Source organism: Comamonas testosteroni (genome assembly GCF_014076415.1).
GTDB lineage: Bacteria > Pseudomonadota > Gammaproteobacteria > Burkholderiales > Burkholderiaceae_C > Comamonas > Comamonas testosteroni_F.
In genome coordinates, this window is the sequence record NZ_CP043568.1 from 1,849,478 (window position 1) to 1,866,994 (window position 17,517).

General features: G+C 58.5%; 7 protein-coding genes. 3 read left to right on the top strand and 4 right to left on the bottom strand.

The window, feature by feature from the left end; genetic code table 11:
* Nucleotides 1–13: 13 nt before the first annotated feature.
* Nucleotides 14–1,150, bottom strand: a complete 1,137-nt coding sequence (locus F0P97_RS08405) for an iron-containing alcohol dehydrogenase (RefSeq protein ID WP_182286400.1) — start codon at nucleotides 1,148–1,150, stop codon at nucleotides 14–16.
* Nucleotides 1,151–1,328: 178 nt separating this feature from the next.
* Here F0P97_RS08405 and F0P97_RS08410 point away from each other — a divergent pair, with 178 nt between their 5' ends.
* Entirely contained in the window at nucleotides 1,329–1,664 is a 336-nt protein-coding gene (locus F0P97_RS08410) for a hypothetical protein (RefSeq protein WP_182286401.1), read from the top strand.
* A gap of 80 nt (nucleotides 1,665–1,744) precedes the next feature.
* On the opposite strand, the gene F0P97_RS08415 is transcribed toward F0P97_RS08410, so the two are convergent.
* Nucleotides 1,745–2,440 carry a helix-turn-helix domain-containing protein gene (locus tag F0P97_RS08415; RefSeq protein ID WP_232538156.1) on the bottom strand — a complete coding sequence of 232 codons (696 nt, stop codon included), beginning with the start codon at nucleotides 2,438–2,440 and terminating at the stop codon, nucleotides 1,745–1,747.
* A gap of 373 nt (nucleotides 2,441–2,813) precedes the next feature.
* Between F0P97_RS08415 and F0P97_RS08420 the strand changes: the two genes are divergently transcribed.
* Nucleotides 2,814–3,623 carry an MBL fold metallo-hydrolase gene (locus tag F0P97_RS08420; RefSeq protein WP_182286402.1) on the top strand — a complete coding sequence of 270 codons (810 nt, stop codon included), beginning with the start codon at nucleotides 2,814–2,816 and terminating at the stop codon, nucleotides 3,621–3,623.
* 149 nt (nucleotides 3,624–3,772) lie between these two features.
* Here the strand turns inward: F0P97_RS08420 and F0P97_RS08425 are convergent, their stop codons facing one another.
* Together F0P97_RS08425 and F0P97_RS08430 are read right to left on the bottom strand one after the other, a co-directional pair.
* On the bottom strand, nucleotides 3,773–5,929 hold the full coding sequence (locus tag F0P97_RS08425; protein WP_232538157.1) for a sensor histidine kinase: 2,157 nt from the start codon (nucleotides 5,927–5,929) through the stop codon (nucleotides 3,773–3,775).
* A 164-nt stretch (nucleotides 5,930–6,093) separates the two neighbouring features.
* A complete protein-coding gene (locus F0P97_RS08430) occupies nucleotides 6,094–6,924 on the bottom strand; it encodes a helix-turn-helix domain-containing protein (RefSeq protein ID WP_182286404.1) in 831 nt (276 codons plus the stop codon).
* Nucleotides 6,925–7,287: 363 nt separating this feature from the next.
* Here F0P97_RS08430 and F0P97_RS27455 point away from each other — a divergent pair, with 363 nt between their 5' ends.
* A complete protein-coding gene (locus tag F0P97_RS27455; RefSeq protein ID WP_232538158.1) occupies nucleotides 7,288–17,478 on the top strand; it encodes an Ig-like domain-containing protein in 10,191 nt (3,396 codons plus the stop codon).
* Nucleotides 17,479–17,517: the final 39 nt, after the last annotated feature.

Below are 17,517 nucleotides of genomic sequence, written 5' to 3' on the forward strand. Positions count from 1 at the left end.
TGTGTGCAGTCTGTCAGAGCGAGGTGCTGAGAATCTGCTCATAGTCCTGTGCGGATGCCAGCCGTGGATTGGTGGCGTGGCAGTGGTCCTTGAGCGCACCGCTGATGATGGCATCAAACTGCGCGCGCTCCACGCCCATGGCAGCCAGACCCGATGGCAGGTTCAGGCGGGCATTCATATCTCGGATCGCGTCGGGGATATCGCTTCCGCTGCTAAGACCCATGGCATGTGCCATGCGGTTGAGGCGGTCCTCGCGCTGAACACTTTCGGCTTCGGCATTGAAACGCACGACTGCGGGCAGGAACATGGCGTTGAGCGTGCCGTGGTGCAGGCGCGGGTTGATTCCGCCCAGGCTGTGACTGAGGCTATGCACGCAGCCCAGACCTTTCTGAAAAGCCATGGCCCCTTGCATGCTTGCGCTCATCAATTGGCGGCGGGCTTCCGCGTCGTTGCCATTGAGCATGGCCCTCTCGATATGCGCCCAGCCCCGGGTCAGCCCGTCCAGGCCGATACCGTCGGCTGGTGGATTGAAGGCCGAGGCCATAAAGGTTTCCATGCAATGGGCTATGGCATCCATGCCGGTTGCTGCCGTCAGCATGGGGGGGAGGCCGAAGGTGAGCTCGGGGTCGCAGATGGCAGCCTTGGGCACCAGATGCCAGCTGTGAAAACCCAGCTTTCGATGGTCGTCCACGATGATGATGGCACCACGCGCTACCTCGCTACCCGTGCCGCTGGTGGTGGGTACGGCAATCAACGGAGCAACTCGCTCCGTAATACGAGGCGAGCCGCCTTCAATCGTCGCGTAGTGCGAGAGCGGGCCTTCATGCGTAGCCGCAATTGCCACGCCTTTGGCACAGTCAATGGCACTGCCACCGCCCACAGCGATTAATCCATCGCAGTTCTGGGATTTGTAGATTTCAGCCGCAGCGCACACAGCCGCTTCAGTGGGGTTGGAAGGAGTCTGGTCAAATACTGCATGGGGCAGGCCGCCCAGTGCATTTATGGATTTTTGCAAGATTCCTGCAGCCTTGACGCCGGGGTCGGTCACGATCAGCGGCTTGCTGATACCCACACGCTCGCATTCCTGGCGCAGCATTTGCACGGCGCCAAAGTCAAACTGGATCTGAGTCACGTAATTGATGAAGGCCATGTTCTGCTTGCTCAGTAGAAAGAGGAGTCTTGGCAATCTAGAAGCCTAGAAGCTGAATGCCGCCACGCAAAGAAAGCAAACCCTAGGAGGTGGGAAAAATCGTCTCCCAGGGGACAGGAGACAGCGGGCTGGGTAGAGACGATAACGCCATCCCCTTCGATGCCAACCTGAAGCACTGATGCTTCATGCCTTCGTGGCAAGACAATCCGTTAACAAAGATCTGTGGCGATGGCTGCAGCCCTCCAGCCTTCGCACCTTTGCCAAAGGCGGCGTACGTAAGCTCTCTGTGAGCGATGAAGCAGCTCTCGACGGCATCCTGTTTGTGCAGCAAGCAGGCATTCCTTTGGAGGATATCCTCCAAGTCCTGGGCTATGGCAGGAGTATGACTTGCGAGCGGTGTCTGGCAGAAACTGCAGCTGGCGATGCTGGTGTGCGGGAGTTATGCAAAGGTTTCCTAGGCGAGCCACATGCGTGGCACCAACGCAAGCAGTCGCTGAGTCGCAATTCAAGTTGAGCGTCAGTGGTCGAGCTCAGTCGGTCATAGCCAGCAGAAGCAGACTGGTCGGCCGTGCCCAGTTCAATCGGAGCGGACATTCAGGCATGGACCGTACGATACGCCACAGGCGTCATGCCGGTAGCTTGTCTGAAGGCCCGTATGAGGCTCGCCTCGCTGGCGAAGCCAAGTTCATCGACAATGCGTTTGAGCGGCTGTTGGGTTTCACATAGCGCTTCGGCCACTTGGCGCAGTTTGATGCGTCGCATCCACTGAGCTGCAGCCAGACCCGTGTGCTCATGCACTCGCCGAGCCAATGTTCGTGGAGAGATATGCAATTGGGCAGCAAGCGCCGGCAAGCGCAACTCGCCTGAGGGGCTGCGTTGCACAATCATCTGCGCATGACGTAGAGACTCATCAGTCAGAGTAATGAGTTCCAGTCTGGCAAATGCGGCATGCAACACCGCCGGGCGTGGCAGCATTAGTAGATTTTGTAGATCGCGAAGCTCAGTGGGGTCTAGCCTCTTGGTCAACATGTGCTGCACGAGTGGCAGATATCCGTGAGCGCCGGCAGCCGTCCACGAGCCTTCGCCGATGATCATTGGCTCATCAAAGCTCCATTCAACGCGTGGAAAGCTGGTTTGCAATGACTCCCGCAGCCACCACGTTGCCGTTGCACGTTGCCCATGCAATCTCCCGCTCGCAGCAACTGGCAGAACTCCTGCGCAATAGCTCCACACCTTGGTTTCCTTGGGTAATTCCCGCAATGCTCGGATCACCGGAGCCAGTTTCTGCAATGGGGCTCGCAGGTCACTTGCAGACGATAGCCACAGACCTGGTACCACCACTGCGTCCGCGCGCACGGTATGTAGGCAGGTCTTCGGAGCTATCGATGGCCCTTGCCAGGTTGTGACTGGCGTTGTATCTACTCCTGCCCAGATCACGTCGCACACCATCCGCCTGGCGCGCAGGTTGGCGGCTCGCACCATGTCCGCTACAGAAAATAGGCCGGCCGGCATGCATTCGGGATACAGCAACAATGCGAGGCGGAATGGTTCCATTCGAAATGTGGAGTCTGGCATGAATTGGTAATTAACTGACTAGTCTTGCCATTTTCCATGCAGAGGCATATCGGAAGAATGAGGCATTTCCTCCACCTCCAAGTCCTTCATGCAGATCACCCAGCTACGCAATGCCACTATCGTTCTAGAGTTTGAGGCCCAAGGCAGGGCCATTGGTCTGCTTGTCGACCCAATGCTCGCCCCTCGCGGAAGTCTGCCTGGGTTGCGTTATCTGGGACGCGGGCGCCAGCGCAATCCAATCGTCGAACTTCATGAGAATTCAGAGGCCGTGCTTGAACGAGTTACGCATGCGCTTATTACCCATTGCCAGCGCGGACACTTCGATCACCTGGATCGCATCGGTAAGCGCTTTCTACGTGAGAGAAGGGTCCCTGTGTTCTGCATGCCGCGTGACGCGGAGTACCTTTGCCAGCGGGGCCTCAATGCAGAGTCGTTGAGCGCTCAGGAGCGTCAGTTGTGGAGTCTCGGTGGCCACATTACTCCAATCCTCTGTGTACATGGGAAAGGGTGGGTCGGGCGATTCATGGAGCATGGTCACGGCTACCTGCTGGAATTGCCTGGCGAACCCAGTGTCTATGTGGCCGGCGACACTTTGCTGACTCCAGCAGTACGTGACTGCCTGCATAGGCTGAGACCCGATATCGCCATCCTGCCTGCAGGCGGAGCACGCTTCGATCTGGGAGGAGAAATCCTTATGGATGCCAAAGATGTAATGGACGCTGCGAGTTGCTGGCCTGGCGAGCTAGTGGTGAATCATCTTGAAGCTCTGGATCATTGTCCAGTTACGCGAGAGGAAGTGCGAGCTCTCGCTCAAGATGGGGGTGTCGCTGATCGAGTATGGGTGCCTGAAGATGGGCAGTGTCGGCGCTACAAAGTCAGTCTTGCCGCCATCGGCTAGCAAGGGCATCTCCTGAGAGTGGGTGTCACGCGCGTGTGACGTGAGAAGTTCGATGTATGGCCGCTTGGAACTGTGCAGGACAGACCGTCTCCAGGGCCATAGAGCAGGCTTCGGGTACACCCGCTTCCTGGAAGTCCGACACGCAGCTTTCATGAAGAATCGCTGTTCAAACTCCGCAATGGAGCGGTGCGTGCAATATTGCTGATTTGCTCAAAATCCAATTCATCCAGCGCATGCCTGAGCGCACTGACCAGGCCTTGGTAGTCTGTGCCGTTGTCCATGGCATCAATCCATGCATGCAAATCGCTCCAGTTCCCCCGCCTTGCAAGCTGCTCCAATTCGTACTTCTGCTCCTCTTGAAGAGCCTCCAGTTTCTGCATGGTCTTGTGCCCACTGTGTTCATCAGATGTGGGCAGAGGCATCAAAGCTTGGAAGACAGGACTATCCGATACCTGTTTGACCATTAGAAAAAAAACTGCATTGGTACCGCGCCCTAGATGGCTATCAATAGATAGATGGCCGGTCATCTTCTCAATGATGCGTTGTGCGATCAGTAGCCCCAGTCCTCGTTTTGCATGAGTGCGACTGGCCGTCAGCGATTTTTGAATTCTGGCGAGTACTTCCGGCTCCATGCCGGAACCACTGTCGCTAACCTCAAAGCGAAGATGCCATTTGTCTCGGCCAACGTACTTACCTTGCAGCTTCAGGTCAATGCTTCCGTCGAATGTAAATTTCGCGGCGTTGGACAAGAGATTGAGTACAGCCTGTTGCAGGCGCTTGCCGTCCAAGTAGACATGTACGGGCAGCATGCTCTGTATTTTCAGTGAGAACTTATTGCGTTGACGATGGGCCAGCGCATGGGCGTACTTGGTGAGTTCATCCAGCAGAGAGCTTAGATCTACCAACTGCTCATTCAATGCCAAAGGAGGCTGCAACTCATCTTTGGCATAGTCCACCAGTTCGTCGATCAATGCCAATTGATAAGTAGCGCTTCTTTCAACTGCGGCCAGTTTATCTATGTCAACTTTGTTCGGGGACAGGTGCATCAGTTGTAGATAGGCAATGATCGCGGAGACTGGCGCTCGCAAATCATGACTGACATAGGCGAGTAGCTCTTTTTGCTCCAACGAACGTTGCTCAGCTTGTTCTAGAGCCTCTTTAAGAGCGCGAGTTTTGTACTTGACCTCATGTTCAAGGCGTTCTTGCTGCTGGCTTTGCCATTGGAGCAAGGTGCGCTGTGCCTGGTGACGTTGGTGGGAATGCTGATAGGCCCAGCTGGTGATGACGAACAGACCGACCGTCAAGGCGGGCAGTACAAGCGCATATTGCTCGAAGAGCTGAACCAGCGCGATGTTTGGTATCAAGAGAGCAACGGCGCGCAGCAATGCACAACATGCCAAGACAGATACGAGCAGCAAAGCTGTCACGCTGCCAGGCCCTCCACTACGATGGTAGATGTATGTGCAAGCCAGAATTGCTACCAGACTCAGTGGGGCAACGATGATGCCAGTAGGGGCAAACCAGTCATAAGGCCCAAATAAAGCGCCGATGAGAACAATGCTTTCTAAGAGGGCAACGACCTTGAGCAGAATTACTCCTGCCGAGGGTAGATATTTCTGGGTTTTTTCCAATCGCGCACGCAGATATAGCAATATGCTCAGCACGATGCCTGCAACCAAAACGTGATGAGCTCGGTAGCCCCATTCTGTACTGCTGGGCCAAAGTATTATTTGCGCATAGCCACGATAGGTAGCTTCATAAAGTGCAGTCAGCAACAGCCCCAGTGTTTGCCATCCCATCAAGGGAGATCGCAGAATTCTCCAGAGAGCCGCAGAATAGACTGCGAACACCAGTATGCAGCCAATCAGAAGTCCGCTGAACAACGCATAGTCACGCTCCACCCTGTGCCATTGATCTACTGTATGCAGCGTGACTTTCAACGTACTTGATGCGTGACTATTGACGTGAACAAGTACACGTACCTTCTCTCCTGGCGCTAGATTTATGGCGATCTGAGGTACTCGATTGAGCGACTCGTTAGGGTCACTGATTCCTGTCAAGGTTCGACTTGCACGAACTTGACCTTCCTGCATGCGTACAACATAAAAAGTCACGTGTTGCAGCCAACTCACCCCCAAAGCCAGTTGCACTGATTGAGGGGTATTTAGATCGTTGTGCAGTGCCAGCCTGAGCCACAGATGTGTCATATCGAATCGCCCTTCAAGCGCCTTGGCTGTAACGGTCTGGAATCCGTCAATCTCATTGCTAGGAAGGGCTGCCACCTGTAGTGGTGTTTCGTTTGCCATACCGCGCTCCCAGACCTCGACCGTGTTGTCCAGGACCTGGAGGCCGAGAGCTACATCGCTGATCTGAATTCGGGGGGGCGCAGACGCTTCAAGTGCGCTTGCATTGATTGTCCAACATAGGAATATGCTGCAGAGCAGACGAACATAGCTCGATGTGCATTGCCTCATGGTTTTGGACTCATGTATGAGCGCCGAAAAGATGACGGGGTACACCCAAAATGGGAATGAAAGGCTGACGAGAAATTAGCAGCGCTGGAGAATCCTACCGCTGCCGCAACTTCCTCTATATGCATGGCGGAGCTAGCAAGCATGCGTTGAGCTTCGTGAAGGCGAGTCTCCCGGATGAACTTGTAAACCGTGCTCCCCGTGTGAACCTGGAAGACGCGTGTTAGACGCTTTTCATTGGTGCCTAATTTGGCAGCTAATTCAGGCAGAGTAGGAACCTTGGACAAATCGGAAAGCACCAACTGCTGGGCTGCTCGCAGCAACGTCAAATTGTGATCAGTGCTCAGTGTTTCCGTTACTCGCCCAATAGCAGGGACTGACGGTGGCGGCTCTGGTGAAGCGCGAACGTCCTGGTATGGAATTCCTTGGCGTTTCGCCAAAGCCAAGTGGATTTCCACACGCGCTAAAACTTCATTGATGTCGAACGGCTTTGGAATGTAGTCCACAGCACCTAACTGCAACCCCATCAGACGCTCTTTGGGGGAGGCACAAGAAGTCACAAAGATAACGGGAATGCCAGCTGTGGATGGATCTGCCTTCAATAGCCTGCAGGCGGCAAATCCATCTACGCTGCCCATATTTACGTCCAATAGGATTAGTTCGAATTGCTGAGTAGTGGCACGGCGATAGCCCTGCATGGCATCCATTGCGACGGAAAGACGATAGCCATTACTTCGAAGCAGTTCCAGCAGGATTTTCAGTTCAGTCACGTTGTCGTCGATGACGAGGATTCGTTCACTCGAAGGGCCTGCAGGTGACCAGTAAGACACGGCAACAATCCGAAGTTAGATGGTTATTTTGAAAAACTATGGATTGTGAAGATGATTTTTAACGACGTGTTACGTTTTGGAGCTGAGGCTGACGTAGATGCGCTGAATCTGACGTTTGTTTACAAGTTTTTCTGAAATTCAAAAGCAAATTCCTGTTTTTAAACATAGGTGTGATGGAGCAAATGTCTGCCGAGAGTGAAATTGACATTTGTTTTGAATCGTTGTCTGGTAGGCAGATGGAATATTCGCTTTTTCAAAAGCGCTCCAGATCGCTAACTCCTAGCATTCGCGAGCATTTGGCATTGAGCACCCCAAGGTAGAGGGTTCAGAACTTTGCCAAGGTTAGGAATCAAGGAGAAGTTCATGGAAGCCGTATACAAGTCTGGTGGAAAAGTCGCCTCTACAGAGCAAGGCCTGGTTTTAGATAAGCCTTCTGCAGTCATCCTCAAAGTTGCACCCGAACAGATCGCCAAATCGACTCGTGTCGGTAATGACCTGGTACTGACCTTGGTCGATGGAAAACAAATCCATGTGAGCGGTTTTTTCGCGGTATATCCAGAGGAAGGGCGCAACGATCTGGTCTTGGAAGATCAGCAGGGCGTGCTTTGGTGGGGCCAATATGGTGGTGCCTGGGAAGGCTTCGAGTTCACTGAGATCGAATCGAATGAGTCTGTTGCTGCGTGGCTGCCTTGGCTTGTGGGGTTGGGTCTGGGGGGGCTGGCTGTGTCGAGTGGTGGGAGCGGTGGAAGTGGCAAGAATGCCAACAACCCTCCAGAGCCTGTCGATCCCAATGAAGGGCTGAGCCCTGGTGCCCTGGGTCACGTGCCTGGGCAGGAATTCAACAATGGCGGCTACAAAGTCACTGTGCGTGAAGACCAGCCTTTCAATGGAAAGGTTGTGGGCAAGGACTCAGATGGCGATTCGTTGACCTACGGATTGGGCACACCACCCGCTCATGGCACGGTGACCATCGACAAGGACACCGGCGAATATACCTACACGCCCAACAAGGACTGGAGCGGTCCGGGCACGGACCGCTTTGAAGTGATCGTGGACGACGGTAAGGGCGGCAAGACCACCACCACGGTGACGGTCAATGTGGGAGCGGAGCAGGATGCGTTCGACGACATCGAGGGCACCGGCTTTGGGAAGCCCGTCACCATCGACGTGCTGGCCAACGACGAGTTCGCAGGCGATAACGTCAGGATCACGCAGGTCGATGGCAAGGCCATCACCGAAGGCGGTGCTGCGGTGGCCCTGACCGATGGTAGCGGTAGTGTCAAGCTGGTGGGCGGCAAGCTGGAGTTCACGCCCAAGGCCGGCTTTGTGGGTGACGCCCACTTCGAATACACGGCGCAGACCGATGGCGGAACGCCCGAGACGGCCAATGTCACCGTGACCGTGGCAGCCAACCAGCTGCCTGAGCCGACCGACCCCAACATTGATCCGAACAACCCTGAGTTCCCTGGCCAGACGTTTACGCCAGGCCCCGATGGCGGCTACAAGATCACGGTGGACGAAGATCAGCCCTTCAACGGCAAGATCACCGGCACGGACAAGGACGGCGATACGCTGGAGTACACCCAGGGCACTGGCCCCAGCCACGGCACGGTGACCATCGACAAGGACACTGGCGAGTACACCTACACACCGGATCCGGACTACAACGGCCCTGATGAATTCACGGTGATCGTGGACGACGGCAAGGGCGGCAAGACCACTAACACCGTGACGGTCGAGTTCACGCCCGAGCAGGACGTGACCGACGACACTGCGACGACCGGCTACGAGAAGTCCGTCACTATCAACGTGCTGGCCAACGACGAGTTCGAAGGTGCCAACCCAACCATCACCAAGGTAGACAACAAGGCCATTGTCGAAGGTGGAACCGTGACCGTGGCCAACGGCGAGGTCAGGCTGGTGGGCGGTAAGCTGGTGTTTACGCCAGCGGACGGCTTCCATGGCAACGCGGAGTTCAGCTACACGGCCAAGACCGACAAGGGCTCGGAAGAGACAGCCAATGTCACGGTGACCGTGGCGGCCAACCAGCTGCCCGAGCCGACCGACCCCAACGAAGGCCTGGACCCCAGCGACCCGGACTACATCCCCGGCCAGACGTTCACGCCTGGCGGCGGCTACACCGTCACCGTGGGTGAAGACCAGCCGTTCAACGGCAAGATCACCGGCACGGACAAGGACGGCGATACGCTGGAGTACACCCAGGGCACAGGCCCCAGCCACGGCACGGTGACCATCGACAAGGACACCGGCGAGTACACCTACACCCCCGATCCGGACTACAACGGCCCTGATGAATTCACGGTGATCGTGGACGACGGCAAGGGTGGCAAGACCACTACCACCGTGACGGTCGAGTTCCAGTCTGAAGTGGACGTGACCGCCGATACAGCGACGACCGGCTACGAGAAGTCCGTCACTATCAACGTGCTGGCCAACGACGAGTTCGAAGGTGCCAACCCAACCATCACCAAGGTAGACAACAAGGCCATTGTCGAAGGTGGAGCCGTGACCGTGGCCAACGGCGAGGTCAGGCTGGTGGGCGGTAAGCTGGTGTTTACGCCAGCGGACGGCTTCCATGGCAACGCGGAGTTCAGCTACACGGCCAAGACCGACAAGGGCTCGGAAGAGACAGCCAATGTCACGGTGACCGTGGCGGCCAACCAGCTGCCCGAGCCGACCGACCCCAACGAAGGCCTGGACCCCAGCGACCCGGACTACATCCCCGGCCAGACGTTCACGCCTGGCGGCGGCTACACCGTCACCGTGGGTGAAGACCAGCCGTTCAACGGCAAGATCACCGGCACGGACAAGGACGGCGATGCGCTGGAGTACACCCAGGGCACAGGCCCCAGCCACGGCACGGTGACCATCGACAAGGACACCGGCGAGTACACCTACACACCGGATCCGGACTACAACGGCCCTGATGAATTCACGGTGATCGTGGACGATGGCAAGGGTGGCAAGACCACTACCACCGTGACGGTCGAGTTCCAGTCTGAAGTGGACGTGACCGCCGATACAGCGACGACCGGCTACGAGAAGTCCGTCACTATCAACGTGCTGGCCAACGACGAGTTCGAAGGTGCCAACCCTACCATCACCAAGGTAGACAACAAGGCCATTGTCGAAGGTGGAGCCGTGACCGTGGCCAACGGCGAGGTCAGGCTGGTGGGCGGTAAGCTGGTGTTTACGCCAGCGGACGGCTTCCATGGCAACGCGGAGTTCAGCTACACGGCCAAGACCGACAAGGGCTCGGAAGAGACAGCCAATGTCACGGTGACCGTGGCGGCCAACCAGCTGCCCGAGCCGACCGACCCCAATGAAGGCCTGGACCCCAGCGACCCGGACTACATCCCCGGCCAGACGTTCACGCCTGGCCCCGGCGGCGGCTACATCGTCACCGTGGGTGAAGACCAGCCCTTCAACGGCAAGGTCACCGGCACGGACAAGGACGGCGATACGCTGACCTACGAGCTGGGCGATCCGCCCGCTCACGGCACCGTGACCGTCACACTGAATGGCAAGTACACCTACACGCCCCACAAGGACTGGAGCGGCCCGGGCACGGACCGCTTTGAAGTGATCGTGGACGACGGCAAGGGTGGCAAGACCACCACCACGGTGACGGTCAACGTCACGCCCGAGCAGGACGTGACCGCCGATACAGCGACGACCGGCTACGAGAAGTCCGTCACTATCAACGTGCTGGCCAACGACGAGTTCGAAGGTGCCAACCCAACCATCACCAAGGTAGACAACAAGGCCATTGTCGAAGGTGGAACCGTGACCGTGGCCAACGGCGAGGTCAGGCTGGTGGGCGGTAAGCTGGTGTTTACGCCAGCGGACGGCTTCCATGGCAACGCGGAGTTCAGCTACACGGCCAAGACCGACAAGGGCTCGGAAGAGACAGCCAATGTCACGGTGACCGTGGCGGCCAACCAGCTGCCCGAGCCGACCGACCCCAACGAAGGCCTGGACCCCAGCGACCCGGACTACATCCCCGGCCAGACGTTCACGCCTGGCGGCGGCTACACCGTCACCGTGGGTGAAGACCAGCCGTTCAACGGCAAGATCACCGGCACGGACAAGGACGGCGATACGCTGGAGTACACCCAGGGCACAGGCCCCAGCCACGGCACGGTGACCATCGACAAGGACACCGGCGAGTACACCTACACACCGGATCCGGACTACAACGGCCCTGATGAATTCACGGTGATCGTGGACGACGGCAAGGGTGGCAAGACCACTACCACCGTGACGGTCGAGTTCCAGTCTGAAGTGGACGTGACCGCCGATACAGCGACGACCGGCTACGAGAAGTCCGTCACTATCAACGTGCTGGCCAACGACGAGTTCGAAGGTGCCAACCCAACCATCACCAAGGTAGACAACAAGGCCATTGTCGAAGGTGGAACCGTGACCGTGGCCAACGGCGAGGTCAGGCTGGTGGGCGGTAAGCTGGTGTTTACGCCAGCGGACGGCTTCCATGGCAACGCGGAGTTCAGCTACACGGCCAAGACCGACAAGGGCTCGGAAGAGACAGCCAATGTCACGGTGACCGTGGCGGCCAACCAGCTGCCCGAGCCGACCGACCCCAACATTGATCCGAACAACCCTGAGTTCCCTGGCCAGACGTTTACGCCAGGCCCCGATGGCGGCTACAAGATCACGGTGGACGAAGATCAGCCCTTCAACGGCAAGATCACCGGCACGGACAAGGACGGCGATACGCTGGAGTACACCCAGGGCACTGGCCCCAGCCACGGCACGGTGACCATCGACAAGGACACTGGCGAGTACACCTACACACCGGATCCGGACTACAACGGCCCTGATGAATTCACGGTGATCGTGGACGACGGCAAGGGCGGCAAGACCACTACCACCGTGACGGTCGAGTTCACGCCCGAGCAGGACGTGACCGACGACACTGCGACGACCGGCTACGAGAAGTCCGTCACTATCAACGTGCTGGCCAACGACGAGTTCGAAGGTGCCAACCCAACCATCACCAAGGTAGACAACAAGGCCATTGTCGAAGGTGGAACCGTGACCGTGGCCAACGGCGAGGTCAGGCTGGTGGGCGGTAAGCTGGTGTTTACGCCAGCGGACGGCTTCCATGGCAACGCGGAGTTCAGCTACACGGCCAAGACCGACAAGGGCTCGGAAGAGACAGCCAATGTCACGGTGACCGTGGCGGCCAACCAGCTGCCCGAGCCGACCGACCCCAACGAAGGCCTGGACCCCAGCGACCCGGACTACATCCCCGGCCAGACGTTCACGCCTGGCGGCGGCTACACCGTCACCGTGGGTGAAGACCAGCCGTTCAACGGCAAGATCACCGGCACGGACAAGGACGGCGATACGCTGGAGTACACCCAGGGCACAGGCCCCAGCCACGGCACGGTGACCATCGACAAGGACACCGGCGAGTACACCTACACCCCCGATCCGGACTACAACGGCCCTGATGAATTCACGGTGATCGTGGACGATGGCAAGGGTGGCAAGACCACTACCACCGTGACGGTCGAGTTCCAGTCTGAAGTGGACGTGACCGCCGATACAGCGACGACCGGCTACGAGAAGTCCGTCACTATCAACGTGCTGGCCAACGACGAGTTCGAAGGTGCCAACCCAACCATCACCAAGGTAGACAACAAGGCCATTGTCGAAGGTGGAACCGTGACCGTGGCCAACGGCGAGGTCAGGCTGGTGGGCGGTAAGCTGGTGTTTACGCCAGCGGACGGCTTCCATGGCAACGCGGAGTTCAGCTACACGGCCAAGACCGACAAGGGCTCGGAAGAGACAGCCAATGTCACGGTGACCGTGGCGGCCAACCAGCTGCCCGAGCCGACCGACCCCAACGAAGGCCTGGACCCCAGCGACCCGGACTACATCCCCGGCCAGACGTTCACGCCTGGCGGCGGCTACACCGTCACCGTGGGTGAAGACCAGCCGTTCAACGGCAAGATCACCGGCACGGACAAGGACGGCGATACGCTGGAGTACACCCAGGGCACAGGCCCCAGCCACGGCACGGTGACCATCGACAAGGACACCGGCGAGTACACCTACACCCCCGATCCGGACTACAACGGCCCTGATGAATTCACGGTGATCGTGGACGATGGCAAGGGTGGCAAGACCACTACCACCGTGACGGTCGAGTTCCAGTCTGAAGTGGACGTGACCGCCGATACAGCGACGACCGGCTACGAGAAGTCCGTCACTATCAACGTGCTGGCCAACGACGAGTTCGAAGGTGCCAACCCAACCATCACCAAGGTAGACAACAAGGCCATTGTCGAAGGTGGAACCGTGACCGTGGCCAACGGCGAGGTCAGGCTGGTGGGCGGTAAGCTGGTGTTTACGCCAGCGGACGGCTTCCATGGCAACGCGGAGTTCAGCTACACGGCCAAGACCGACAAGGGCTCGGAAGAGACAGCCAATGTCACGGTGACCGTGGCGGCCAACCAGCTGCCCGAGCCGACCGACCCCAACGAAGGCCTGGACCCCAGCGACCCGGACTACATCCCCGGCCAGACGTTCACGCCTGGCGGCGGCTACACCGTCACCGTGGGTGAAGACCAGCCGTTCAACGGCAAGATCACCGGCACGGACAAGGACGGCGATACGCTGGAGTACACCCAGGGCACAGGCCCCAGCCACGGCACGGTGACCATCGACAAGGACACCGGCGAGTACACCTACACCCCCGATCCGGACTACAACGGCCCTGATGAATTCACGGTGATCGTGGACGATGGCAAGGGTGGCAAGACCACTACCACCGTGACGGTCGAGTTCCAGTCTGAAGTGGACGTGACCGCCGATACAGCGACGACCGGCTACGAGAAGTCCGTCACTATCAACGTGCTGGCCAACGACGAGTTCGAAGGTGCCAACCCTACCATCACCAAGGTAGACAACAAGGCCATTGTCGAAGGTGGAACCGTGACCGTGGCCAACGGCGAGGTCAGGCTGGTGGGCGGTAAGCTGGTGTTTACGCCAGCGGACGGCTTCCATGGCAACGCGGAGTTCAGCTACACGGCCAAGACCGACAAGGGCTCGGAAGAGACAGCCAATGTCACGGTGACCGTGGCGGCCAACCAGCTGCCCGAGCCGACCGACCCCAACGAAGGCCTGGACCCCAGCGACCCGGACTACATCCCCGGCCAGACGTTCACGCCTGGCGGCGGCTACACCGTCACCGTGGGTGAAGACCAGCCGTTCAACGGCAAGATCACCGGCACGGACAAGGACGGCGATACGCTGGAGTACACCCAGGGCACAGGCCCCAGCCACGGCACGGTGACCATCGACAAGGACACCGGCGAGTACACCTACACCCCCGATCCGGACTACAACGGCCCTGATGAATTCACGGTGATCGTGGACGACGGCAAGGGTGGCAAGACCACTACCACCGTGACGGTCGAGTTCCAGTCTGAAGTGGACGTGACCGCCGATACAGCGACGACCGGCTACGAGAAGTCCGTCACTATCAACGTGCTGGCCAACGACGAGTTCGAAGGTGCCAACCCAACCATCACCAAGGTAGACAACAAGGCCATTGTCGAAGGTGGAACCGTGACCGTGGCCAACGGCGAGGTCAGGCTGGTGGGCGGTAAGCTGGTGTTTACGCCAGCGGACGGCTTCCATGGCAACGCGGAGTTCAGCTACACGGCCAAGACCGACAAGGGCTCGGAAGAGACAGCCAATGTCACGGTGACCGTGGCAGCCAACCAGCTGCCCGAGCCGACCGACCCCAACGAAGGCCTGGACCCCAGCGATCCGGACTACATCCCCGGCCAGACGTTCACGCCTGGCGGCGGCTACACCGTCACCGTGGGTGAAGACCAGCCCTTCAACGGCAAGATCACCGGCACGGACAAGGACGGCGATACGCTGGAGTACACCCAGGGCACAGGCCCCAGCCACGGCACGGTGACCATCGACAAGGACACCGGCGAGTACACCTACACACCGGATCCGGACTACAACGGCCCTGATGAATTCACGGTGATCGTGGACGACGGCAAGGGCGGCAAGACCACTACCACCGTGACGGTCGAGTTCACGCCCGAGCAGGACGTGACCGACGACACTGCGACGACCGGCTACGACAAGCCCGTCACCATCGACGTGCTGGGCAACGACGACTTCGAAGGCGCCAACGTCACGATCACGCAGGTCGATGGCAAGGCCATCACCGAAGGCGGTGCTGCGGTGGCTCTGACCGATGGCAGCGGCAGCGTCAAGCTGGTGAGCGGCAAGCTGGAATTCACGCCCAAGGCAGGCTTTGTGGGTGATGCCCACTTCGAATACACGGCGCAGACCGATGGCGGAACGCCCGAGCAGGCGGGCGTCACCGTGACTGTGAGCAAGCCACCGGTGTTTGTCGATCCAGGCGACCCGGGCGAACCGCCGGTGACGGATTACACCTTCAGCTACGACGAGAACAGCCCCGCAGGTATGGTGCTGGGCCAGGTGAAGGCCATCGATACTGACAGCATATCGTTGACCTACAGCATTGACCCGGCCAGCGACCCTAATGGCTGGTATGCGATCGACCCACTGACTGGAGAGATCACGCTGACAGCGGCTGGAGCGGCTTCGGATGCCAACGACTTTGAAAAGGGTAGTAATAGCCAGCAGATCAAGGTGGTGGCGACCGATACCGAAGGTGGCAAGACCGAGGTCACAGTCACGCTTCAGGAAAAGGATCTGAACGACACCGCCCCTGTAGTGGAGATAGCTCCTGAAGACAAGGTACTGCACGTTGCGGAAGAAGCACTGCCCGGCGGCATCAAGGATGACCTGAGCAGCACGACCACAGCCACGGGCAAGATTACCTTTACCGATGCGGACAAGACGCCTGGCATCAATACCTTCTCGGTGGAGATGGAGGGCCCTGTGGACGGTAGCGTCAAGTCGGGCGGCGTTGATGTGACCTGGCACTGGGATGCCAGCACCAGCACGCTGACCGGCATGGCCGGTGCCAAGGAGGTCATGACCGTCAAGGTCGGTGCCCTGACCGAGGTTGGTGGTAAGTACGAGGCAAGCTATACGGTCACCCTCAAGGGCCCTCTGGATCATGCAGCCAGCAGTGGTGAAAATACGCTGGACCTGGACTTCAAGGCCATCGTTCACGATGGCGAGCACGACAGCGAAATCGGGTTTGCCGTGGAGGTCAAGGACGATGTGCCGACGCTCAGCGATGATGCCGAGCTGGCGATCAATCTGTCCAAGCTGCAGACCAATCTGATGATTGTGCTGGACCTGTCGGGCAGCATGAACTTCGTGGGTGGCGGCAATCAACAGTTTCCCAATGACCCGAACAACCGCCTGAATCTGGCCAAGAAGGCGCTGGAGGATCTGATCAACAAGTACGATGAGTATGGCGATGTGGCGGTCAAGCTGGTGACTTTTGGGGATGTTGCACGCACGAAGGCCTACGTCACTTGGATGAGTGCTTTGGATGCCATCGCGACTATCAAGGCTCTGACGGCTAATGGAGGCACATCCTATAAAGACGCTCTCGACAAGGTAATGGGCACTGGTGGCTTTACTGACGATAGCGGCAAGCTGACCGGGGAGGGGGTGCAGAATGTCTCGTACTTCGTCACCGATGGAGTACCTGCCCAGGGCCCGGTGTCTGAAACACAGCAGGCAACTTGGGAGGCCTTTGTGAAGGAGCACCACATCAACTCCGTGGGCGTGGGCTTTGGCGGTATTTTGGAAAAAGACATTCCCAATATCGACCCGATTGCCTATAACGGCGCTGAAGGAAAGGAGAGTACCGTCGTCGTGGCTGCCTCGGCGGAGGAGCTGAATTCCACGCTGCAGAATCTGATCCAGCTGCCCAGGCAGGAGGGCTCACTGCGCGGTGAACTCGACAGCACCGTCGAAGGATTTGGTGCGGACGGCGGCTTTGTCAATGTGCTCAATGTCGATGGCAAAACCTACACCTATCTTCCCGGACAGGATTTGCAGGTCACGGGCGGCGCCGTGGAGGGGGTGGACTACACCTATGACGCAGTCAAGCACATCATCACCGTCAAGACAGCCGCAGGTGGCTCGTTGACCGTGGAGTTCGATACGGCCAAGTTCATCTATGAGGGCAAGGCGCTGAGTTCCTATTGGGACAAGTTCGGCTACACCATCCAGGACATGGATGGGGATACCGCATCGACCGTCAAGGATGTGAAGGTGGTCTATGACGGTGTGGATCCTGGGCCCAAGCCTACGCCGTTTGCGTCGCCGATGATGGCCATGAGCCTGGATCTGGAGCATCTTGATGCCCTGTATACGGATGCGGACGAGCCTGCCGCGCTGCCTGCGCTGCAGGATGTGCTGCAGTCCCGGAGCGAGGCGGGCGAGGCTGCCGGCAACATCGCCGGCCTGGGCTCGGCGGATACGCCTGCTGCACCCACAGCGCCTGCCATCGCGCCGCAGGACCTGGCCTTGTATATGCCAGCTCCGCTGCCCGAAGAGGAGCTGCAGCAGCCGGTGCACGTTTGATATTTCATCAAACCTGATAGCTGCTAGCGTCTGAGGTAC

What these genes read in the sequence shown, in the direction of transcription:
- F0P97_RS08405 (WP_182286400.1), bottom strand. Translation starts at nt 1,150, where the DNA reads ATGGCCTTCATCAATTACGTGACTCAGATCCAGTTTGACTTTGGCGCC.
- F0P97_RS08410 (WP_182286401.1), top strand. Translation starts at nt 1,329, where the DNA reads ATGCTTCATGCCTTCGTGGCAAGACAATCCGTTAACAAAGATCTGTGG.
- F0P97_RS08420 (WP_182286402.1), top strand. Translation starts at nt 2,814, where the DNA reads ATGCAGATCACCCAGCTACGCAATGCCACTATCGTTCTAGAGTTTGAG.
- F0P97_RS08425 (WP_232538157.1), bottom strand. Translation starts at nt 5,929, where the DNA reads ATGGCAAACGAAACACCACTACAGGTGGCAGCCCTTCCTAGCAATGAG.
- F0P97_RS27455 (WP_232538158.1), top strand. Translation starts at nt 7,288, where the DNA reads ATGGAAGCCGTATACAAGTCTGGTGGAAAAGTCGCCTCTACAGAGCAA.